This window comes from Flavobacterium sp. B114r (assembly GCF_056824125.1).
Genome location: NZ_CP124858.1, coordinates 1,867,052 through 1,890,281, shown reverse-complemented (window position 1 = coordinate 1,890,281; position 23,230 = coordinate 1,867,052). Strand labels below are relative to the sequence as shown.

Annotated in this window: 20 protein-coding genes and 2 tRNA genes; 7 read left to right on the top strand and 15 right to left on the bottom strand. The window is 33.7% G+C overall.

What is annotated here, in order from left to right:
* The first annotated feature begins 199 nt into the window (after positions 1-199).
* Positions 200-589: an SPOR domain-containing protein gene (locus tag QLQ94_RS08325; RefSeq protein ID WP_271337660.1), complete on the top strand. Its 390-nt coding sequence runs from the start codon at positions 200-202 to the stop codon at positions 587-589.
* A gap of 183 nt (positions 590-772) precedes the next feature.
* On the opposite strand, the gene QLQ94_RS08320 is transcribed toward QLQ94_RS08325, so the two are convergent.
* The 4 genes from QLQ94_RS08320 to rimP all read right to left on the bottom strand — a co-directional run bounded on the left by QLQ94_RS08320 (position 773) and on the right by rimP (position 6,669).
* Entirely contained in the window at positions 773-1,387 is a 615-nt protein-coding gene (locus tag QLQ94_RS08320; RefSeq protein ID WP_271337661.1) for a phosphatase PAP2 family protein, read from the bottom strand.
* 625 nt (positions 1,388-2,012) lie between these two features.
* Positions 2,013-4,895, bottom strand: a complete 2,883-nt coding sequence (infB, locus tag QLQ94_RS08315) for a translation initiation factor IF-2 (protein ID WP_271337662.1) — start codon at positions 4,893-4,895, stop codon at positions 2,013-2,015.
* Between the two features lie 48 nt (positions 4,896-4,943).
* Entirely contained in the window at positions 4,944-6,191 is a 1,248-nt protein-coding gene (gene nusA / locus QLQ94_RS08310; RefSeq protein ID WP_041516381.1) for a transcription termination factor NusA, read from the bottom strand.
* Between the two features lie 13 nt (positions 6,192-6,204).
* Positions 6,205-6,669 carry a ribosome assembly cofactor RimP gene (gene rimP, locus QLQ94_RS08305; RefSeq protein WP_271337663.1) on the bottom strand — a complete coding sequence of 155 codons (465 nt, stop codon included), beginning with the start codon at positions 6,667-6,669 and terminating at the stop codon, positions 6,205-6,207.
* A gap of 173 nt (positions 6,670-6,842) precedes the next feature.
* On the opposite strand from rimP, the gene QLQ94_RS08300 reads away from it, so the two are divergent.
* The 3 genes from QLQ94_RS08300 to QLQ94_RS08290 all read left to right on the top strand — a co-directional run bounded on the left by QLQ94_RS08300 (position 6,843) and on the right by QLQ94_RS08290 (position 10,142).
* The gene (locus tag QLQ94_RS08300; protein WP_271337664.1) at positions 6,843-7,667 is read left to right on the top strand and encodes a universal stress protein; all 825 of its coding nucleotides are present in this window, start codon (positions 6,843-6,845) and stop codon (positions 7,665-7,667) included.
* A gap of 185 nt (positions 7,668-7,852) precedes the next feature.
* Positions 7,853-9,268 carry an aldehyde dehydrogenase family protein gene (locus QLQ94_RS08295; RefSeq protein WP_482499504.1) on the top strand — a complete coding sequence of 472 codons (1,416 nt, stop codon included), beginning with the start codon at positions 7,853-7,855 and terminating at the stop codon, positions 9,266-9,268.
* 67 nt (positions 9,269-9,335) lie between these two features.
* Positions 9,336-10,142 (top strand): helix-turn-helix domain-containing protein, encoded by an 807-nt coding sequence (locus tag QLQ94_RS08290; protein ID WP_276598381.1) that lies wholly within the window; start codon positions 9,336-9,338, stop codon positions 10,140-10,142.
* Positions 10,143-10,226: 84 nt separating this feature from the next.
* Here the strand turns inward: QLQ94_RS08290 and QLQ94_RS08285 are convergent.
* Both QLQ94_RS08285 and QLQ94_RS08280 read right to left on the bottom strand, forming a co-directional pair.
* Positions 10,227-10,297: transfer RNA gene (locus tag QLQ94_RS08285), tRNA-Gln, on the bottom strand.
* Positions 10,298-10,392: 95 nt separating this feature from the next.
* Positions 10,393-10,463 (bottom strand) — tRNA-Gln (locus tag QLQ94_RS08280).
* Positions 10,464-10,709: 246 nt separating this feature from the next.
* On the opposite strand from QLQ94_RS08280, the gene QLQ94_RS08275 reads away from it, so the two are divergent.
* Together QLQ94_RS08275 and QLQ94_RS08270 are read left to right on the top strand one after the other, a co-directional pair.
* Entirely contained in the window at positions 10,710-13,991 is a 3,282-nt protein-coding gene (locus QLQ94_RS08275) for a glycosyltransferase family 117 protein (RefSeq protein WP_271337667.1), read from the top strand.
* Positions 13,992-14,083: 92 nt separating this feature from the next.
* Positions 14,084-14,719 carry a polysaccharide deacetylase family protein gene (locus QLQ94_RS08270; protein ID WP_271337668.1) on the top strand — a complete coding sequence of 212 codons (636 nt, stop codon included), beginning with the start codon at positions 14,084-14,086 and terminating at the stop codon, positions 14,717-14,719.
* Positions 14,720-14,747: 28 nt separating this feature from the next.
* Here QLQ94_RS08270 and QLQ94_RS08265 read toward each other — a convergent pair whose 3' ends face one another.
* From QLQ94_RS08265 to QLQ94_RS08225, 9 genes are all read right to left on the bottom strand, one after another.
* Positions 14,748-15,050, bottom strand: a complete 303-nt coding sequence (locus tag QLQ94_RS08265) for a thioredoxin family protein (RefSeq protein ID WP_271337669.1) — start codon at positions 15,048-15,050, stop codon at positions 14,748-14,750.
* A gap of 74 nt (positions 15,051-15,124) precedes the next feature.
* Complete coding sequence (locus tag QLQ94_RS08260; RefSeq protein ID WP_271337671.1) at positions 15,125-16,360, bottom strand: metallophosphoesterase; 1,236 nt, start codon at positions 16,358-16,360, stop codon at positions 15,125-15,127.
* 177 nt (positions 16,361-16,537) lie between these two features.
* Positions 16,538-16,726: a hypothetical protein gene (locus QLQ94_RS08255; protein ID WP_271337672.1), complete on the bottom strand. Its 189-nt coding sequence runs from the start codon at positions 16,724-16,726 to the stop codon at positions 16,538-16,540.
* Positions 16,727-16,831: 105 nt separating this feature from the next.
* Positions 16,832-18,169: a sensor histidine kinase gene (locus QLQ94_RS08250; RefSeq protein WP_482499501.1), complete on the bottom strand. Its 1,338-nt coding sequence runs from the start codon at positions 18,167-18,169 to the stop codon at positions 16,832-16,834.
* A gap of 10 nt (positions 18,170-18,179) precedes the next feature.
* Positions 18,180-18,854 (bottom strand): response regulator transcription factor, encoded by a 675-nt coding sequence (locus tag QLQ94_RS08245; protein ID WP_271337674.1) that lies wholly within the window; start codon positions 18,852-18,854, stop codon positions 18,180-18,182.
* Positions 18,855-19,041: 187 nt separating this feature from the next.
* Positions 19,042-19,224 (bottom strand): hypothetical protein, encoded by a 183-nt coding sequence (locus QLQ94_RS08240; protein WP_271337675.1) that lies wholly within the window; start codon positions 19,222-19,224, stop codon positions 19,042-19,044.
* A 52-nt stretch (positions 19,225-19,276) separates the two neighbouring features.
* Positions 19,277-19,459 (bottom strand): hypothetical protein, encoded by a 183-nt coding sequence (locus QLQ94_RS08235; protein ID WP_271337676.1) that lies wholly within the window; start codon positions 19,457-19,459, stop codon positions 19,277-19,279.
* A 52-nt stretch (positions 19,460-19,511) separates the two neighbouring features.
* Positions 19,512-19,709 carry a hypothetical protein gene (locus tag QLQ94_RS08230; protein WP_271337677.1) on the bottom strand — a complete coding sequence of 66 codons (198 nt, stop codon included), beginning with the start codon at positions 19,707-19,709 and terminating at the stop codon, positions 19,512-19,514.
* A gap of 50 nt (positions 19,710-19,759) precedes the next feature.
* Positions 19,760-20,050 carry a hypothetical protein gene (locus QLQ94_RS08225; RefSeq protein WP_271337678.1) on the bottom strand — a complete coding sequence of 97 codons (291 nt, stop codon included), beginning with the start codon at positions 20,048-20,050 and terminating at the stop codon, positions 19,760-19,762.
* 314 nt (positions 20,051-20,364) lie between these two features.
* On the opposite strand from QLQ94_RS08225, the gene polA reads away from it, so the two are divergent.
* Positions 20,365-23,205, top strand: a complete 2,841-nt coding sequence (polA, locus tag QLQ94_RS08220; RefSeq protein ID WP_427401906.1) for a DNA polymerase I — start codon at positions 20,365-20,367, stop codon at positions 23,203-23,205.
* The last annotated feature ends 25 nt before the right edge of the window (positions 23,206-23,230 follow it).

Sequence of the window (23,230 nt, the reverse complement as noted above, 5' to 3'; positions counted from 1 at the left end):
TAATTTTTGGTATGATTTTTTCTGTAATAAATCAACTAAAAACTAATACCTTCTTTTAAAACTTGCACAAAAATACGACTTATGAACTATTCTCAAAACCTTAAAATAGTCTTAAATATCAATTTATATCAATTCTAAATAATATTAAATTTTTACGCACAAAATTAAAATACTATTTTTACACAAAAAACACCACATTATGAGAATTTTAGCCCCCTCGAAAAGAGTTTTATTAACATTCACAATGTTCACTTTAGCATATAATATTCATGCTCAAGACCAAAATTTAACACTAAATCAAGATCCCAAATTTGAGCAATTACTGAACGACAAACGCAAAATTAACACGTCAATAAATACAAACGACACTTACAAAATTCAAATCTTCAGCGGTAAAAGCGAGGAGGCAAAAAAAACATTATCTGATTTTAAAAGAGAATATACCAATATAGACGGCACAATAATTTTCAACACGCCTAATTACAAAGTAATGGTTGGGAATTTCAAAACAAGAATAGAAGCAGAACGAAATTTAGCTGATATTAGAAAAAAATACAAAAGTGTTTTTCTAATAAAACCGAGCAAGTAATCGGAAAAAGCAGAACATCGAACAACAAAAAAGCAGCTCAATTGGGCTGCTTTTTTATTTATTCATAATTAATAGCATGGTTACGCCGGAAATAATACCCAATAAAATACATATTGGTTTTCACGGCACTTATAGAAAATCATCTAATTTTCAACTATAACACCTTATCCAGCATAAATCCTACTATTTATTTGCCTTTCTAAATACAATAGCTCCAAAAACCTCAAGCAACTCCTCTCTAAATAAGGCTAAATCAACTTGAAAATCCGGGTTACAATAAAGACAGTCTACAGTCGCTTGCCCCATTACCATATCTTCTTGTTCCGGAGTACACGTTTTCTTTTTATTAACCACAAATGGACGCTCACGATTATAATGATTTTTAGCCGCATAAGTAGATAAACCCGCTTCAGTCATTACTCTACGCATAAAAACATACAGCTTCGGAGTTTTTACTTCGCTAATCTCAATACCTAAAGTTGCATCAAAGGACCTAACTGCTCCTGGAAACGACAAATTAGCATCATTAGCGGCCTGCACAAAACGAATACCATCACTCGATCTCACCGCCCTTCTTGCACACTCTAAATCAAGCGCAAAGATCTCCGTTCCAAATCCTGGCGGAGGAGACAATAAAAGCAAACTGTTTGGCATTTCCTCTTCAGACAAATACCCCTGAAGCAAGTCCGGAAGTACCATCCTTAACTCCTCAATGTTTGTAAACGCAAGAATGGCTTTATTAGATCTAAAACGATTATTCAAAAACGCATTAATAATATGAATTATTTTTAATTTCATATTAGCCCTGATTAAAAACTTATTTATTCATTTCTTTCAACAAGATTTCAGCAACAATAAAATGCCGATATATCCTCTCAAGAAAATCTTTTTTTTATCAAATTACACAATAACCAAATTGTCCTCATTAGCAAAATCATTCACAGAACAAAATTATTATTTTCAAGAACTAAATACTGCATTTAACTTTCAATCTAAGAAAGAGAACAATTAACACTGTACAAAGAAACCAACAAACCTCCTATAAAGCTCAAGGCTTTTCTAATTTTTTGTTCCATATTACAAATTGCAACACCAAAGCCCTAAATATCTAACTATTGAATTAATTCAATTGAAATTAAAACCTGCCGATGAAATTATCTAATTACTTAAATAAGACATAAAACACTTTAAACCAAAAAATACAAACCAGAAAATTCTACGAATTATATTGACTTAAAATTCTAATTTAGAATAAAACTGAGAGCATTTTTAAAATCAATAAGAACAAATCTCAATACCTAAGACAAAATAATTTCAAAAACAACACGCTTGAAAAAAAGTCACTTAGATAAGATTCTTAAAACATATTAAACAAAAAAAAGTCCCAATTTTCATTGGGACTTTAAAATATAATTATTGAATTTTATTTCAATTTCTTTTTAATTGCAACTTCATGGTATGCTTCAATAACATCTCTTTCTTCAATGTCGTTGTAACCTTTGATTTGAATACCACAATCATAACCTTTAGAAACTTCTCTAACATCATCTTTGAAACGCTTCAATGCAACAAGTTCTCCTGTATGCACCACTACTCCATCTCTGATAACTCTAATTTTAGAAGTTCTCATAATTTTACCATCCATCACCATACATCCTGCAATAGAACCAACTTTAGAAATTTTGAAAATCTCACGAATTTCAGCTGTTCCTAAAATCTCTTCTTTCATCTCAGGAGCTAACATTCCTTCCATCGCATCTTTCAAGTCATCGATAGCTGCATAGATAATAGAGTAGTAACGGATATCGATTTCTTCTTTATCTGCAAGTTGTCTTGCATTTCCAGCAGGACGAACGTTAAATCCAATAATGATCGCATCAGAAGCAGAAGCCAACATAACGTCAGTTTCAGTAATTGCTCCAACACCTTTATGTATGATATTAATTTGAATTTCTTCAGTAGAAAGTTTAGAGAACGAATCTGATAATGCTTCAACAGATCCATCAACATCTCCTTTAAGGATTACGTTCAATTCTTTAAACTGACCAAGAGCAATACGACGACCAATCTCATCAAGTGTGATATGTCTTTGTGTACGTACAGATTGTTCACGCATTAATTGAGAACGTTTAGATGCAATTTGTTTTGCTTCTTTTTCATCTTCAAAAACGTTAAACTTATCTCCTGCTGTTGCAGCTCCGTCTAAACCTAAAACTGATACCGGAGTAGAAGGTCCTGCTTCCAGAACAATATGCCCTCTTTCATCATGCATCGCTTTGATCTTACCATGATGCTTTCCAGCCAACATGTAATCTCCAATTTTTAAAGTTCCGTGTTGAACTAAAATTGTAGAAACATATCCTTTTCCTTTATCTAAGAAAGCCTCAACAACTGTTCCTTGAGCCGCTTTATTCGGGTTTGATTTTAGATCTAAAATCTCTGCCTCTAATAATACTTTTTCTAATAATTCTTTAACACCTAATCCTGTTTTTGCAGAAATATCATGCGATTGGATTTTTCCTCCCCAATCTTCTACAAGTAAATTCATACTTGCTAATCTTTCTTTTATTTTCTCCGGATTGGCATTTGGCTTATCCACTTTATTGATAGCGAAGATAATTGGCACTCCAGCAGCTTGTGCGTGAGAAATTGCCTCTTTTGTTTGCGGCATGATATCATCATCTGCAGCAATTACAATAATAGCGATATCTGTAACCTGAGCTCCACGTGCACGCATTGCGGTAAACGCCTCGTGACCTGGTGTATCTAAGAATGCGATCTTTTGACCATTATCTAAAGTTACTCCATACGCTCCAATGTGTTGTGTAATACCTCCAGACTCACCAGCGATAACATTTTCTTTACGGATGTAATCCAGTAAAGATGTTTTACCGTGATCGACGTGACCCATTACAGTAACAATTGGCGCTCTCACCACTAAATCTTCTTCTCTGTCTGCAACTACCTCAATAGCTTCTTCGATATCAACTGTAATAAACTCAACTTCGTAACCAAATTCATCAGCTACAATAGTTAATGTTTCAGCATCTAAACGTTGGTTCATGGTAACCATGATACCTAGAGACATACAAGTTCCAATTACTTTAGTAATCGGCACATCCATCATGATTGCAATTTCACCAACAGTAACGAATTCTGTAACTTTAATAGTTTTACTTCCTTCGTCGATAGCTCTTTGCTCTTCATCAGATTTCTGACGGTGCGTATCTCTTTTATCTCTTCTGTATTTAGCAGCTTTTGATTTTCCACCTTTACCCTGAAGTTTTTCAAGAGTCTCTCTAATTTGGTTTTTTACTTCCTCTTCAGTAGGCTCAACTTTAGCAACAATTGCAGGACGGTTTCCTTTTACAAAACCTGGCCTTGCACTTCTGTTAGCATTAAAACCTCCACCACCAGTATTTGGCGTGATTTTATTAGGATTTGGAGTTCCCGGAGCATGGGTAGCAGGTTTTGGTGCACCCGGCGTTCCCGGTTTAGGAGCAATTCTTTTACGCTTATTTTTGTTAGCGTTATTTCCGGCTCCCGGAGCTCCTGGTTTATTAGGAGTTATCTTTGGATCTTCTTTCTTTTTCTTAGGCTTATTAAATTGAGATAAATCAATTGTTTGACCAGTAAGAGTAGTTCCTGATAATTTTTGATATTGTGTAGTGATCGTTTCCTCTGCAGTTGCCGGATCAGTTGAAACAACTGGTTCCTGAACGACTTTTGGAGTTTCCGCTTTCACTTCTTTTACTTCTTTTTTCTCTGTAATAATAGGTTTTTCTACCTTTTTCTCTTCAGAAACCACAGGAACCACTGGATCAGGCTGTACAATTTCTTTTTGAACAGGTTTCTCTGGCTGAGCAGGAGCAACAACAACTTTTGGTTCTTCAACTTTAGCCGGTTCTTCAACAGGAGGAGAAACAACAGCAGGTTTCTTCGGATTTAAATCAATTTTACCAACCTGAACAGGTCCGGTTACAACAGCTCTCGCTTTTATAACTTCTTGTTGTTTTTGGCGTTCCTCGTCTTGTCTGCGTTTGTCTTCAATTTCTTTTTCACGCTCTACACGCAAAGCTTCTTTTTCTTTTCTTTTCTCTTCCCCTACTTCTTTAGAAGCTTCTTTGTTCCCCTTATCGCCCGCAAATTGGCTTTGTAAGATATTAAATTCGCTGTCAGAAATTTTTGCATTTGGATTTGCATCAATAGCAATGCCCTTATCTTTTAGATAATCAACAGCTCTTTCTAACGAAATATTTAATTCCCTTAAAACCTTGTTTATTCTTATTACTCTCTCTTCAGACATATAACCTTTTTATTATTACCTTTTTCGTTGTGTTGTTAGAGCAGATAACTAGCTATCAAACTCTTCTTTTAGTATTTTCATAACATCAAGAATCGTTTCCTCTTCTAAATCTGTTCTTCTTACTAAATCTTCTACTTCTTGTTTTAAGATACTTCTAGCTGTATCTAAACCAATTTTTGCAAATTCCTCGATAACCCAGCCTTCAATTTCATCTGAAAACTCAGTTAATTCAACGTCATCATCTTCACCACTAGCAACATCACCTTCTCTGATAACATCTAGCTCGTAACCTGTTAGCTGACCCGCTAATTTTATATTATGACCTCCTCTACCAATTGCTTTAGAAACTTCTTCTAATTTCAAGAATACTTCAGCTCTTTTATTTTCTTCGTCAATTTTGATTGAAGAAACTTTTGCAGGGCTTAATGCTCTTGTAATAAACAATTGGATATTACTTGTATAGTTGATTACGTCAATATTTTCGTTCCCTAATTCACGAACGATTCCGTGAATACGAGATCCTTTCATACCAACACAAGCTCCAACAGGATCAATTCTATCATCGTAAGAATCCACGGCTACTTTTGCTTTTTCACCCGGAATACGCACTACATTTTTAACCGTGATCAAACCGTCAAATACTTCAGGAATTTCTTGTTCAAATAATTTTTCCAAAAACTTCTCAGAAGTTCTGGACATAATAATTTGAGGTTTATTTCCTTTTAATTCAACACTTTCAATGATTCCACGAACGTTATCTCCTTTACGGAAAAAGTCAGATGGAATTTGTTTTTCTTTTGGAAGCACAATTTCATTTCCTTCATCATCGACCAAAATTACAACTCTTGGACGAACATGGTGCACTTCGGCAGTATAAATATCACCAATAATATCTTTAAATTGCTTGTAAAGATTTGTATTGTCGTGTTCGTGAATTTTAGATATTAAGTTTTGACGCAAAGCTAAAATAGCTCTCCTTCCCAGATCAATCAATTTAACTTCTTCAGAAACTTCTTCACCAATTTCAAAATCCGCTTCAATCATTCTTGCTTCAGTCAAGGTAATTTCTTCGTTCTCAAAGTCAAGATCTTCATCAGCAACGATTACCCTTCTTCTCCATATCTCCATATCTCCTTTATCAGGATTTATAATGATGTCAAAGTTATCATCAGAACCGTATTTTTTCTTTAATGCATTTCTAAACACGTCCTCTAAAATTGCCATAAGCGTTACACGATCAATAAGTTTATTATCTTTAAACTCTGAGAATGAATCGATTAATGCTAAATTTTCCATGCGAATTCTTTAATTAAAATGTTACTGTAACAATTGCCTCTTTAATTTCTGTATAAGGTATTTGTTGCTCTTTTTGAACTGTTTCTTTTCCTTTTCCTACTTTTTTCGGTTCTCTTGCTTTCCAAGACAAAATTATAAAAACATCGTTAGCTTCCACTAATTCTGCTTCAATTTTTTCAGTATTTGTAGTAACAATCAATGTTCTACCAATATTTTTGATGTATTGTCTTGTAAATTTCAATGGTGATCCTACTCCAACCGATGCTACTTCAAGCGAAAAATCCTGTTCTTCACGATCCAGATTATTCTCGACTGCACGACTTACATCAATACAATCCTGCAACGCCACTCCATTATCCCCATCTAAACCTACACTAATCTTGAAAGAGTCTGAGATAGCCAGATCAATCAAAAAGATTGATGGCTTTTCTAAAAGAGCCTCCGCTATTAATCCGTTTACTTTTTCTTTAAATGTCATAATTTTATAAAAAGAGGGGACACTTAGTCCCCTCATTATTTAGATTTTAATAAATAACGGTGCAAATATAGTGTTTTTTTTATAAACCAAAAATAATAGATTGCTCTAAAAATATTTCTTATCTTTATAAGTGCATCAAAATAACAGAATTTTACATTATAATTCAAAAAACCATGAAACAAATTCTAGTTCCGACCGACTTCTCTGAACATGCGGAAAATGCCTTAAAAGTCGCTGCCCAAATTGCTAAAAAAAACAACTCCGAAATCATCATTCTACACATGTTTGAACTGCCAAGCCAAATGAATGATGCAGTATTAGGAGGAGCAAGCATTCCTGAAACCATGCTTTTCATGAAAAAAGCCAACGAAATGCTCGATGAAGTCTCATCAAGACCTTATCTGGACGGAATTTCAATAACTGAAATTGTAAAAATCGATAAACCAATTCACGGAATAACACAAGTAAGCAAAGACTATGATGTAGATTTGATTGTTATGGGATCTCATGGCACTTCTGGAATTGAAGAACTACTGATAGGATCGAATACAGAAAAAGTGGTTCGCAACTCAGATATACCGGTTTTAGTAATAAAAAAAGACATCCCAAACTTTAATGCATCAAACATTGTTTTCGCATCGGATTTTTCTGACGAAACTAAAAAACCTTTCAAAAAATTGGTAAACCTGACCCAATTCTTTGAATCAAAAATACACCTAGTTACAATTTGCACACCAAACAGTTTTAAACCAACTCATATGGCCGAAAAAGCCATGAATGAATTTATTTCTGAATTTAATCTCACCAATTTTCAAACTCACATTTACAACGACACCAACATTGAAAAAGGAATAATCAACTTTTCAAATAGCATAAACGCCGATATTATTGGAATGTGTACACACGGAAGAACTGGCTTCGCGCATTTCTTTAACGGAAGTATTAGCGAAGGATTAGTAAATCATTCCATAAAACCTGTCCTCACGTTTAAAATTTAATAATTTCAACTTATCACATGCAAAAACCTCTCAACGAGAGGTTTTTTTATACATTTTAAAAATCAAATTTCACGACAAAAACAACTCTTCATGAGCTTTTTAACAAAGCTGATTTGAGCTTTACAACAAAGCCAAAAGAATACTTAATCCAGATCTTTGTCAAATAATTTCATAATCAATACAACATGAAAACGATAGACAAAATTTACATTAATGGAGAATTCATTACCCCACAAGGAACAGAATATTTCGACTTAATAAGCCCTACAACAAACGAGAAACTAGGAAAAGTACTTTTAGGAAACCAAAAAGATACTCAAAATGCCATAGCCGCAGCTAAAGACGCTTTTAAGACTTTTTCTAAAACAACTATTTCTGAAAGAATTCAATACCTGCAAAATATTCAAACCTCTATAGAAAAACGAAAAGAAGAATTCATTGACATAATGGTTGAAGAATACGGGGGAACATTGCAATTTTCAACAATGAGTTACGATTACATGCTAAAGAGTTTTGACTCTGCAATTAACCTATTAAACACATATGATTTTACCAATACAATGGGAGAATCCGAAGTTCAAATGACACCAATTGGCGTTATTGGAATTATCATTCCGTGGAACTCAAGCAATGGTTTTATTTGCAGTAAATTATCAACTGCGATAGCCGCTGGATGTACTACTGTAATAAAACCGAGCGAAATGAGCGCTCAGCAAACACAATTAATTACCGAATGTCTTCATGAAGCAAACTTACCAAAAGGCGTTTTTAATATTGTTAACGGTCTGGGAGAAATAGTTGGCGCAGAAATAAGCCGCAATCCGGATATCGCGAAAATTTCCTTCACAGGATCTACAAGTGTTGGCAAGATTATCGCAAAAGAAGCGGTCGAAACAATGAAACGCATCACACTTGAACTGGGAGGAAAATCGCCAAATATCATTCTTGACGACGCTAATTTCGCACAAGCAATTCCTCTTGCTGTAATTGCCGCTTATATGAATAACGGACAAGCATGTATTGCCGGAACCCGTCTTTTAGTTCCTAAAAACAGATTAGAAGAAGCAACAAAACTATTGGAGCAAACACTATCAAACACAATTGTTGGTGATCCAAAAAATGAGACAACCACTGTTGGTCCAATGGTCAGCAAAAAACAATATGAACGTGTTCAAAACTACATTCAGATCGGAATTGACGAAGGCGCTCAGGTATTAGTTGGAGGATTAGGAAAACCCAAAGGACTGGAAAAAGGAAACTTCGTAAAACCTACTGTTTTCATAAACGCAAACAACCAAATGCGAATTGCAAGGGAAGAAATTTTTGGTCCCGTTCTATCTGTTATAACATACAAAACCGAAGAAGAAGCAATCGAAATTGCCAATGACACTACATACGGGCTACAAGCTTATGTGAGCTCATCGGACGAAAAAAGAGCTCACAAAGTTGCTTCACAAATAAATGCAGGACGTATACAAATAAACGGAATTGGACATGATCCGATGGCCCCTTTTGGAGGATTTAAACAATCAGGAATAGGCAGGGAATTTGGCACAATAGGACTAGAAGCTTATCTAGAACCAAGAGCCCTGATTCGCTAAACCAACGCAAACAGATCCGGAAAGCTTTATCCAAAAGACTTTCCGGATCTTTTAGTAACTCTACTTTATGACAACAAAATCATCTATAAAATCCAAAATACTTTACTCCTGCTATTTTACACGTAGTCGAGAAGGAGAAAATTTCATCCCAGAACATGTGTTTAGCTATCAAATTTCAGGAGAGATAGTCGTTTCAGACAGCAAAAACACGTACCACTCTAACGAAGGTGATTTTCGTTTTAGCAGAAGAAACCATTTAGCTAAATTCGTTAAAATCCCGCCAGAAGGAGGAGAATTTAAAACGATTTCTATTTTTTTAGATCAGGAAATTTTACGAGAAATAAGTGCTGAATATAATTTTAAAATCAATAAAAAATCAGATTCTCAAGCCATGATTTCTTTGGCGCCAAACGCACTTTATAAATCTTTTATGGATTCACTTATATCTTATCTCGACGTAGAGGAAGAAAACAACGAAGCTTTATTTCATTTAAAAATAAAAGAAGCTGTTCATCTTTTACTAAAAGTAAATCCTGAATTAAAAGATATTTTGTTTGATTTTAACGAACCTGGCAAAATTGACCTGGAAGCATTCATGAATAAAAACTTCCACTTTAATGTACATCTTACCCGTTTTGCTTATCTCACCGGCAGAAGTTTAGCCACTTTTAAAAGAGATTTTCAAAAAGTTTTTCAGGAAACTCCCGGAAAATGGTTATTAAACAAAAGATTGCAAGAGGCACATTATCTAATTAATCAAGGAAAAACGCCATCGGAAGTTTATATAGGAGTTGGCTTTGAAGACCTGTCTCATTTTTCTTTTTCATTTAAAAAGAAATTTGGGATTGTCCCTTCTTCTTTATTTGCGAAATAGGGCTTAAAAAAAAACCTAGAAAACAAAAATATCAGCACCAAAATATACCGCATAAAAAAGCCTCCCGAATGAGAGGCTTTTTTGTTGGTCTACAAGGACTCGAACCTTGAAAGACTGCACCAAAAACAGTTGTGTTACCATTACACCATAGACCAGTAAAAATGCTTAAGCGAGTGCAAATTTAAAGCTTTTTTTAGTTTACACAACTTTTTTTTATAAAAAAAAACCTCTCGATTGAGAGGCTTTTTTGTTGGTCTACAAGGACTCGAACCTTGAAAGACTGCACCAAAAACAGTTGTGTTACCATTACACCATAGACCAGTAAAAGCGGTTAAGCGAGTGCAAATTTAAAGCTTTTTTTAGTTTGCGCAAACTTTTTGATGAAAAAAAATCATTTTTCTTCATTTTTTTTTCTTTCCAATCCGTAATGATTTTACAAGTATTTTACAAACAACACGTTACCATTAATAAATACTTTTATAGAATTTTATGTTAATGCTCTTCTCTTTAAGCAAAAAAACATTTTCTTTGTAAGATTAAAAACATACAAAATTTTAACACCTAAATATGGCACAATTCAATTTCAATAAATGGAATACAATTATTGGTTGGTTTGCATTTGCAATCGCTTTAATTACCTACACACTTACTGTCGAACCTACCATGAGTTTTTGGGATTGTGGCGAATATATTGCCACAGCCGCTAAATTAGAAGTTGGCCACCCACCCGGAGCTCCTTTATTCCAGATGATGGGTGCTTTTTTTGCCATGTTTGCTATAGATGCACAACATGTAGCCGTGATGGTTAATATGATGTCCGTATTCTCAAGTGCTTTTACTATTTTGTTTATGTTTTGGTCTTCTTCAATGATTTTAAAAAAGATCATAGAACGTTTTTCAGAAATTAATCAAAACAATTCAATTGTTATATTAGGAAGTTCTTTAGTAGGAGCTCTTGCCTATACTTTCTCAGATAGTTTTTGGTTTAATGCTGTTGAAGCCGAAGTTTATGCAATGGCTTCTTTATTAATTGCATTACTTCTCTGGCTGGGTCTTCGCTGGGAGCAGGACATGGACAAACCTAAAGGAAACAAATGGCTACTTGTTATTTCGCTAGTTATCGGGCTTTCTTTTGGGGTTCACTTTATGGCTTTACTAACAATTCCTTCAATAGGATTTCTTTACTACTTTAAGCATTATGAAAAAGTTACCATCAAAAACTTTCTTATTGCTAATATTTCCGTAATTGGTATTTTGCTTTTTATCTTTATCCTATTACTGCCTTTAACAATGGAAGCTTTTGCTTATACTGAAGTTTTCATGGTAAACAACATGGGATTACCATTTAACTCAGGAACCATTTTTGTCGCTTTAGTTCTAATTGCTTTCTTTTATTTTGGATTAAAACTTACCAAACAAAAAGGATTGATTTTCTATAACACTATAATACTTTGCATTTTATTTATTTTTATTGGTTTCTCAACCTGGATGATGCTGCCTATTCGTGCTAATGCCAATCCTGTAATTAACGAGAATAAACCATCAGATGCGGCGGAAGTACTAGCATATTACAATCGTGAACAGTACGGGGTAAACCCTTTGTTTTACGGACCTCAGTATACCGAAGTTTTTGCTGGAATTGACGCAAAAAACCCGTATTCAGACAAAAAACCTAACTACGAAAGAGATTATAAAACCGGTAAATATATCATTACCAATAATTACAAAAACGCCAGTCAAAATACAGATGATAATCAAAAAGCGTTTCTACCTAGAATGTGGAGTACAGAAACGGGACATATTCAAAACTATATCAGCTTTACAAATCCTCCAAAATTCAAAATAAACCCTAACTACGATTACGAGCAGGATTTAGGGAAATACGGAATTGACGCAAGCCAGCTAAGCGAGGACGAATACAATAAAGCAACTGCGCAACTGCGTAATGAAGTCGAAAAAACCATTTCTGAGTTTAGAAATGCTTATGCCCAAAAACAAATTGATAATGAGGGTTACGTTAAGTTCCTAAAAAGCTATGGCGATTATTTAATTATTGAAAAACCAACTACCGTAGATAATTTCAGTTTTATGTTCGAATATCAATTTGGGTATATGTACTGGAGGTATTTAATGTGGAATTTTGTTGGACGACAAAGTGACGTTCAGGGAAAATACGATAATCTTGATGGAAACTGGATCAGCGGAATCAAGGCTCTTGACTCTGTACACCTTGGGTCTCAGGATAACTTACCATCTGATGTTTTAAACAATAAAGGAAGAAACGTTTACTATTTCTTGCCGTTTATCCTAGGTATTATTGGTATAATGTATCACGCCAATAAAGACCTTAAAAGTTTTTACGTGCTTTTAGCATTATTCCTTTTTACCGGAATTGCATTAAAAATTTACCTGAATGAGCGACCTTTTGAACCTCGGGAAAGAGATTATGCACTAGTAGGATCTTTTTATGTGTTTGCCATCTGGATAGGTTTTGGAGTTTATTCGCTCTACGAAAGCCTGCAGAAATATATAGCGCCTAAAATAGCCGGTCCGGTTATAATTGCCGCAAGTTTACTAGCTGCACCTGTTTTAATGGCTTCCCAAAACTGGGACGACCATGACAGATCAGGAAGATATACTGCAGTTGCAATGGCAAAAGCTTACCTGAATTCTTGTGATAAAAATGCCATTTTATTTACTATTGGAGACAATGACACGTTCCCATTATGGTATGCTCAGGAAATTGAAGGCATCAGGACAGATGTTAAAATCGTAAATACAAGCTTAGTCAACACTGACTGGTATATCGATCAAATGAAAACAAAAGCATACGAATCTGATCCTTTACCAATTTCATTTACACACGATCAATATGTAGGTGATAACCTGGATTACGTTGCTCATATTCCAAAAATTCAAACTCGTTGGAACATTATCGACTTTATTGATTTTATTAAAAATCCAAAATCAACTGTAGGATTACAAAACGGACAAACAATCCATTTTTATCCAACAAATAAAATCAGGGTTCCTGTTGACAAAGATGTTATCATCAAAAATAAGGTTGTCAATCCAAAATACAACGATTCTATCGTTCCTTATATGGATATTGACATCAAAGGAAATGCAATATATAAAAACCGCTTAATAATGTTGGATATCTTAGCCAATAACAATTGGAAAAGACCAATCTACTTTAGTGGTGGTGCTTTTGACGATGAAGATTACTTATGGTTAAAAGATTATTTACAATTAGACGGAATGGTCTATAAATTAGTTCCTATCAGAAATAAATATTCAAAAGATGGCGGACCAATGGACATGGGACAAATTGACGCAGATAAAATGTATAATATCGTAATGAAATGGGATTGGGGCAATAGCGATAGCGATAAAATTTATCATGATCCTGAAACCAGAAGAAACAGCATTACCTACAGAACAAATTTATCTCGTTTAATGAACCAGCTTATTAAAGAGGGAAAAATTGACAAAGCTAAAAACATTATCAACTTAGCGATGACAAAAATGCCTTTAGATAAATTTGGCTACTATTCTCTGGTAGAACCATTTGCAGGAGGATATTACAAAGTTGGAGAAACTGCAAAAGCACAGGATTTACTAAATAAACTGGTTCAGAAATACAAAGAAGAACTAAACTATTATGCCACTTTAACACCTGGCGATCAAACTGATTTAGCAATTGATATCATTACTGATATTGAACGTTACAGAAGTTTATTGCAAGTTATGAAAGACAATAAAGATCTTGCTTTCTACGAAAAACACAAAACCACATTCAACACTTATGTGAATGTTTTTGAACGTTTTGGGAGAGAAAAAGAATAATATACGAAAAACATAGCAATTAAAAAAATGCAGCACTATTTGATAAATAGCGCTGCATTTTTTATTTTTACATATCTGTAAATCAATTTAAAATGAGCTTTTATTGGGTAAAAACAAATTCATTCATAAAAAGGGTGTTTTCTAAATATTGTTGGGACATTCCAAACAATGAAAAGAAAATATACCTAACATTTGATGATGGCCCAACTCCGGAAATTACAGACTGGGTTTTATCTGAATTGAAAAAGTTCGATGCAAAGGCTACTTTCTTCTGTATTGGAAAAAACATAAAAGCCAATTTATCCTTATTCGAGAAATTAATTACTGATGGACACTCCATAGGAAATCATACGATGAATCATGTTAATGGCTGGAAAAGCAACAATAACGATTATATAGAAAATGTAAAAAATTGTGCCGCTGTTCTGGAAAAAGAAAAAACATGCAATCTTATATTTCGTCCACCTTATGGAAAAATAAAAAAGGCACAATCTAAAATCCTAAGAAAATTAGGTTACAAAATAATTATGTGGGATGTTTTGAGTGCTGATTTTGATCAGACCATTACTCCTGAAAAATGTCTTGAAAACGTTACTAAAAATGTAAAATCCGGAAGTGTAATTGTATTTCATGACAGCATTAAAGCTTCGCCAAATTTAAAATTTGCCTTGCCTAAAACTTTACACTTTTTAAAGGAAAACGGATATACGTTTGATATTATTCACTAAACAATAATACCAACGAAGAAGTAGTATTTTATAAATCGAATTGTTCCTGGACAATTCCAATAATAGTATTTGCATCTAACTCTCCTGACTGCCTCCAGATCATTTGCCCTTCTTTATATATCATTAATGTAGGAAGCCCCTTAATACGAAGTGCTTCTGCTAATTCCTGATTTTTATCCACATCAATCTTAATCACTTTGGCTTTATCGCCAAGTGCAGCAGCAACATCCTTAATTACAGGATGCATAGATACGGATGATTCGTTCCAATCAGTGTAAAAATCGATCAACACTGGAACTTGAGCATTTATAAGTTCTCCAAATTTTGACATAAAACCAAAAATTTAATTCTTTATTATTCTGTTAAAAAGAGATAATGATATACAAATGTAGCATTTTTAACGAATTAAGCCACATTGTTCCCTTTTTTTAGTTCAATCACTGTTATTTCAGGCATGATACCCACTCGTCCCGGATAAGCATGAAAACCAAATCCTCGATTTACATATACATAGCGGCCAACATTTTCATAAAGTCCAGCCCATTGCTTGTAAATATATTGTGCTAAACTCCATTTAAAATATCCCGGAATTTCGATTCCAAATTGCATGCCGTGTGTATGGCCTGCTAACGTTAAATGAAAGTTCTTAGGGTGATTTTTTATCTCATATTCCCAATGACTCGGATCATGGCTCATTAATACCTTAAAATCGTCCTGATGCACATTTTGAGAAGCTTTATTTAAATCTCCCGCCTTTTTAAAATTCTGACCCCAGTTCTCTACTCCGATTAAAGCGATTTTATCGTCGCCTTTCTGAATATAAGTATGTTCGTTTAACAAAAGCTCAAATCCAATTTGCCCGTAAAGATCCTTAATTGCCTTAAAATTCTCGTCTTTTTCCTTTTCAGATGGCCATGTCACATATTCACCATAATCATGGTTCCCTAAAACTGAAAACTTCCCGTATTGATATTCTTTTATTCTATTAAAAGTCTCTAACCACGGATGCATTTCTGTAGCATGGGTATTTACAATATCTCCGGTAAACAATATCATATCCGCTTCTTGCTGATTAATCAAATCAATAGCATAATTTATCTTTTCCGGATTATCAAAACTTCCGCTATGAACATCTGAGATCTGTGTGATCTTAAAACCATCAAAAGCATCCGGTAAATCAGGAAAATATATTGTTTGCCTAAATACTTTAAAATTATATTTGCCTTCAAAAATCCCGTAAATCAAGGATAAAAAAGGAACCGCAGCCAAACCTAATGCTATCTGACTAACAAACCTTCGCCTGTTAGGCATCATTTCTGAACGAGGCGCATTGTACATGAAGTAATTCAGGATACTTGCTCCTATTCTAAAAATATCTTCTCCGAACATTACAAGCGTTAAAACTATTTTTGGCACATAAACCAATAACATTAATCCCATTGTAAACATGGTTTGTCTGGTTTGCCCAACAGAACGATCAAATTGCGTAAAAGAGTAAATAATAAAAATTAAAAGCAATAAGCTTATAACCTGATAACTCACCAAAACCCATCTTAATCTGATTAAAGTGCGGAAGGCTTGATAAGAATAGAACTCAATAAATAAAAAAAGAGCACATAGAAGTACAAAACGTAAGATCATTATTTATAGTTTTAAACAAAGTAACAAAGAATGGAAATTTTATAGCTTTTTATTATCAAAAATTTAACTCAAATAACACAAAAAGCTGATAGATTTCTCTACCAGCTTTTTCTCTACCAAATTTTTTAAAACCTTTATAATCCACAACACGGTTTACATTCGCAAACCTATGTCGTTTTATTTTTTAGCTTCTGGTTTAGCAGCTTCTGCTTTAACTTCTGCTTTTTTAGTTTTTTTGTCTGCTTTTTTCTCTTTTTTAGGAGCTTTTGCTTCTTTTACCGGAGTTGTTTGAGCTGGAGTTGTTTGAGCGCTTACCATTGCAGTTGTTCCTAAAACAGCTACTGCTAACATTACTAATTTTTTCATGATTGTTGATTTATGATTATTATTATTTTCATTTATTATACCTCAAAGATATAATCACTAAATGAAGATTAAATGAAGATTGTACTACCTGAAAAAAATTAACTTTTAATTATGCTTTGTAACTTCGGGAAACAGCAACATAAAGACTGTACCTACATTTATCTCAGAAGTAACTTTAATTTCGATATGATGGAAAGAAGCGATACTATCCGCTATTGCAAGCCCTAAACCCTGACCATCCTGATCTGAACTAATTCTCGCAAACCTGTTAAATATATTTTCTATTTGAGAAGCATTCATTCCAATACCAGAATCTGTTATAGAAATAAAATATTTATCTTCTAAAAAACCATCCGTAACCAGAATAGTTCCTTTTGGCCTATTGTATTTTATAGCATTTGTTACTAGATTATAAATCAGAATATGAATCAGTGTTTTATTTCCTGTAAACATAAAATCATGTTCCATTTTATTCAAAAACTGAAGTTCCCTGTCATCAATCCTGTCTTGTAGATCCTCCTGAAGATCTGTAATTATTTCATGAAAATTTATAATTTCATTCGCCTGATACTGATTGTTTTCAATTCTTGAAATCAACAATAAATTATTGATGATTTTTTTCAGCATATCTAATGTCCTGAGCGAACCCGCTATTTTATCAAAAGCATTATCATCTAAAGAATCATTTTGGAGTAAATTTTCGAATTTACTTTTAAGCAACGCAATTGGCGTAAGCAATTCATGCGAAACGTTAGAAATAAATTGTTTTTCTTTTTTGAAAAGCTCCGCAATACGATCCATCATTTGATTCAATACAAAATCAAGTTCTCTAAAATCTCTCGATCTTGCTTTTATTGGTGTATGATCAAAGGCTTCCGGTTCATTGACTCGCCTTATTTTTGTATCAATAATTTTATAAAAAGGCTTAAGCAAATATTCGATATAAAAAGTGTCTGCCAAAAAAGTAATGAATAGTATGACTACGAAAACAATTATAATAAAAAACTTAATGATAAAAGTTAGGTCTTTTACTTCATTAAGACTGCTGCCAATTTCTAACTGATATCCTTGCTTGTCGAACGTAAAATGATACTGAAGGATCCTGTATTCATTTTCTTCTCCTTCGATAATGCGATATTCATTCGTAAAAACAGCTTTCTTTTGATTGTGTTTTATTGGAGATTTTGAAAGCACCAAAAACTCACTATGAAGTGTAGAAAACTGGGAATAGGTTTCTGTCGAATCATCAGAGTTTTCTATAAAATCATTTATTTCATTTCGGTCTAAATGATCAATGAATTTCTTCTTTTTTTCCAGAAGTCCATTATTAATATGTCTGTAAACAACATTTTCGACCAAAATAGGCAGCATTAGCCATAAAACTACAATCACTAACAATCTCGTCAGCGCATTAAAAATAGCTAATTGATGCTTTATCTTCACAATAATTTATTTATTCATTAATACGATAACCTACATTTCTAACAGTTTCAAACCAATCGATGGCCGTATGTTTATCCAATTTTTTTCGAAGATTTCGAACATGAACATCTATAAAATTAGAATCTGAATTTACTTCAAGAATGTCTCCCCAAATATGTTCTGTGAGTTGCAATCTGGTAATTACCCTATTTTTATTGAGTACTAAATATTGAAAAATATCAAATTCTTTTTTAGTTAAATTAATCGGCACATCATCATAACTTACTTTATAATCCTGAAGCTGTAACAAAAATCCATGAATACTTAAGTTATTCAAAGTAAAACCGTGAATCCTGCGAATAACAGCAAACAATCTCGCACTAAGTTCAGTTAATGCAAATGGTTTAGTCAAATAATCATCTGCACCAAGGTGCAAACCATTTATTCTGTCATCCAGTTCACCTCGGGCCGTAAGTACAATTACAGCCATTTTTGATTTTGTTTTTCTAACGGTTTTCAAAATATCAAAACCATCTCCATCCGGCAAACCAAGATCAAGAAGCATTGCATCATAATCATTACTACTAACTTCTTCTAAAGCATCACTGCAATTATGAGCAATTTTGCAAACATAACCTACGTTGCACAAAAAATCATAAACCTCGACAGCAAGCTCTTTATTATCTTCAACAATTAAAATATTCATAAACACAGCATTTAAGCGCAACTAAATTTAAGCAATTATAAAAAGCCTTGTTGCAAATTATAAAAAAAATAACGAATCAAAAAAAGCTGATAAATTTCTTTACCAGCTTTCCCCCTGCATCCTCATAATCATTACTTCTGTTTTGCCTCCCTTACAATTGTTTGAAAGCAAAAGAAAAACAATTTTATTATTTCATTTTAGTAGCATCAGCTTTTGGTGCTTCTGCTTTTACTTTTTTATCCGCTTTGTTTTTGTGATGTTTTGTAGCCTTAACCTCTTTTGCAGGTGCTGCCTGTGTTGGAGTTGTTTGTGCACTTACCATTGCGGTTGTTCCTAAAACTGCTGCTAATACTATAAATAAATTTCTCATGATTTCTAAATTTTAAATTATTTAAACTTTTATTTTACAATAACCTTTTTTCTTATTTTGCCTTTGGAGTTTCCGCTTTTGGAGCTTCTGACTTCACTTTTTTATCTGCTTTGTTTTTGTGATGTTTTGTGGCTTTTACTTCTTTTGCCGGCGCTGCCTGCGTTGGAGTTGTTTGAGCGCTAACCATTGCACTTGTTCCTAAAACTGCTGCTAATACAATAAATAAATTTTTCATGACTTTTAAGTTTTAAATTAATTAACCTTTTATTTTATAATACTCTTTTTCCTTATTTTTTTACTTGTGGAGCTTCCGTTTTCGGAGCTAGTGTTTTTTCTGATTTTACTTTTTTATCAGATTTTGTTTTAGGGTGTTTTGTCGCTTTAACCTCTTTTGCAGGAGCCGGCTTCACGTCTTTTGCAGGAAACGCACTTACCATTGCACTTGTTCCTAAAACTGCTACTAATAACATTAAGAAATGTCTCATGATTTCTAATATTTTGAATTAATAACTTTTATTTTATAATGACCTTTGTCTTATTTTTTCACTTTAGCAGTTTCTGCTTTTGGAGCCTCTGTTTTTTCTGATTTCACTTTTTTATCAGATTTGCTTTTAGTATTTTTTGTAGCTTTAGCTTCTTTTACCGGAGTTGTTTTAACTTCTTTTGCCTGAGTTGCTTTAGATTCTTTTACAGGAGCCGTTTTTATTTCTTTTGCAGGAGTTGCTTTAACTTCTTTTACCGGTGCTTTTTTTACTGGAGCCGGAGCTGCTGAAACCATTATACTTGTTCCTAAAACTGCTGCTAATAACATTAATGAATTTCTCATGATTTCTAATATTTAAATTGGTATCTCTTATTTTATAGATCAAATGTACCTCTGTAATATGAAGACAAAATGAAGAAAACCCTGAATAAAAAAAATTAACTTGATATTAACTATTTGTCGGTTTTTCTATCATATAACCTATATAAGGTCTTTTTAAATATTTATAATATCCATAATAATCATATGAACTGTGGTGCATCTCCAGGCGGTGCACACTGCCAAAATGGACTTATATTACTTATATGGTAAAAAATTTCTTTTTTGATTATTTTTTGAGACCCAATTGTTTATTTTTACAGACTAATATTTTTTTTATGTCTACTCAAAAACGCCTTTTTCTTCTCGATGCTTACGCTTTAATTTTTCGTGGTTATTATGCTTTTATAAAAAATCCACGAATCAATTCAAAAGGAATGGATACATCAGCGATTATGGGTTTCATGAACTCTCTTTTAGATGTTATAAAACGTGAGAAGCCAGACCACTTAGCTGTAGCTTTTGACAAAGGCGGAAGTCATGTAAGAACCGAGATGTTTACAGAATACAAAGCCAATCGCGATGCTACACCAGAAGCTATAAAAATTGCCGTACCTTATATTCAGGAATTATTAAGAGCAATGCATATTCCTATTATTGAAATAGAAGGATGCGAAGCCGATGATTTAATTGGAACAATCGCTAAACAAGCCGAAAAAGAAAACTACAAAGTCTTTATGGTAACACCAGATAAGGATTTTGCACAATTAGTTTCTGAAAATATATTCATGTACAAACCAGCCCGTATGGGAAATGGTATCGAAATTTGGGGTGTTCCCGAAGTTTTGGCAAAATTTGAAATTGAAAAACCGGAACAGGTAATCGATTTTCTTGGAATGATGGGAGATGCTGTCGATAATATTCCAGGATTACCGGGTGTTGGTGAGGTTACTGCCAAAAAATTCCTAAAAGAGTTTGGTTCAATGGAAAATCTTTTAGAAAACACTCATTTACTAAAAGGCAAGATGAAAGAAAACATCGAAGCTAATAAGGAAAAAGGAATTTTATCTAAAAAACTAGCAACTATTATATGTGATTGCGATGTGGTTTTCAATGAAAATGATTACGAGCTTTCACGTCCTGATATCGAGAAAACAGATGCTATTTTTCAGGAATTGGAGTTTAGAAGAATGGCAGAGCAATTTGACAACTTATTTAAAGTTGGCGGTGGAAACGAATTGGCAAACAAAGGTGATGAAGCTAAACTATATAAAAAACCACAACCAAAGAACGACGATCAATTTGATCTTTTTGGCGGCGGCGCAACTATAGATGAAAGCTCAGAAGAAAGAACTTCATTTTACAACACCCTGGAAAACACACCGCACTCCTATCAAGCTGTTGAAGGCGATTTAGGAATAAAATTATTGATACAAAATTTACAAAAACAAACATCTGTTTGTTTTGATACTGAAACTACCGGCTTAGATGCTTTGCACGCTGAATTGGTAGGAATATCCTTTGCATACGAAAAAGGAAAAGCATTTTATGTTCCGTTTCCGGAAAGTCAGGAAGAAGCTCAGGTTTTAGTAGATAAATTCAGGCCTTTCTTTGAGAATGAGAACATCGAAAAAATTGGTCAGAATTTAAAATATGATTTAAAAATCCTTTCTAATTACGGCGTTGTTGTAAAAGGAAAACTTTTTGACACGATGATTGCGCATTATTTGATTAATCCGGATATGCGTCATAATATGGATATTCTGGCTGAAACGTATTTGAAATATTCTCCAAAATCAATCGAAACTTTAATTGGTAAAAAAGGAAAAAACCAAATCACAATGCGTGACGTAGCTCTTGAAGAAATCAAGGAATATGCTGCTGAAGATGCGGATATAACATTACAGTTAAAAGAAATTTTTACTGCTGAATTAGACAAAACAGAAACTAAAAAATTATTTGACGAAATCGAAATTCCGCTGGTAAGTGTTTTAGCAGCTATGGAAACAGAAGGAATCCGTTTAGATGTCGAATTCTTAAGCGCAATGTCTAAAGAAATGGATGTTGAGATTAAATCTTTAGAACAAAAAATATACGAAACTGCCGGTGAGAAATTCAATTTAGCATCTCCAAAACAATTAGGAGATATTTTATTTGACAAATTAAAAATTGGCGGAGCAAAACAAAAGAAGACCAAAACGGGTCAATATGCAACTGGCGAAGAGGTTTTGACTTATTTAGCCAACGATAATCCAATCGTAAAACAAATTTTAGACTGGCGTCAAATGGTGAAATTACAAAGCACCTATATATTGGCTTTACCGGAACAAGTAGACAAAAAAACATTACGTGTTCATACGGATTATATGCAAACTGTTGCGGCAACCGGACGTTTGAGTTCTAATAATCCGAACTTGCAGAATATCCCGATTCGTACTGAAAGAGGACGTCAGATTCGTAAAGCTTTTGTTGCCCGCGATGAAAACCATACTTTAATTTCTGCCGATTACTCGCAAATAGAATTAAGAATTATTGCTGCTTTGAGTGGCGAAGAAAATATGATTGCTGCATTTAAAAACGGAGAAGACATTCACAAAGCAACTGCTGCAAAAGTTTTTGATGTGCCTTTAGATGAAGTTTCACGTGAACAAAGGAGTAATGCAAAAACAGTAAACTTCGGGATTATATACGGTGTTTCTGCTTTTGGATTAAGCAACCAAACGTCATTATCCCGCAGCGAAAGTGCCGCTTTGATCGAAGCGTATTACAAAACATACCCTAGATTAAAATCATATATTCAGGAACAAATAGAATTTGCCCGCGAAAAAGGATATGTACAAACTATTCTGGGACGTCGTCGTTATTTAAAAGACATCAACTCCGCGAATGCTGTAGTTCGTAGTGCTGCCGAAAGAAATGCCGTAAACGCACCAATTCAGGGAAGTGCTGCCGATGTGATTAAAATCGCGATGATCAACATTCATAAAAAACTAAAAGAAGAAAACTGGAAATCAAGAATGTTACTTCAGGTTCATGATGAGCTTGTGTTCGATGTTCACAACGATGAACTCGAAAAAATTCAGCCTATGATCAAACACGAAATGGAAAATGCTTTTATGATGAGCGTTCCTCTGGATGTTGAACTAGGCTTAGGTAAAGATTGGTTAGAAGCACATTAAAAGAAAGTTTAATAGATTTATTTCT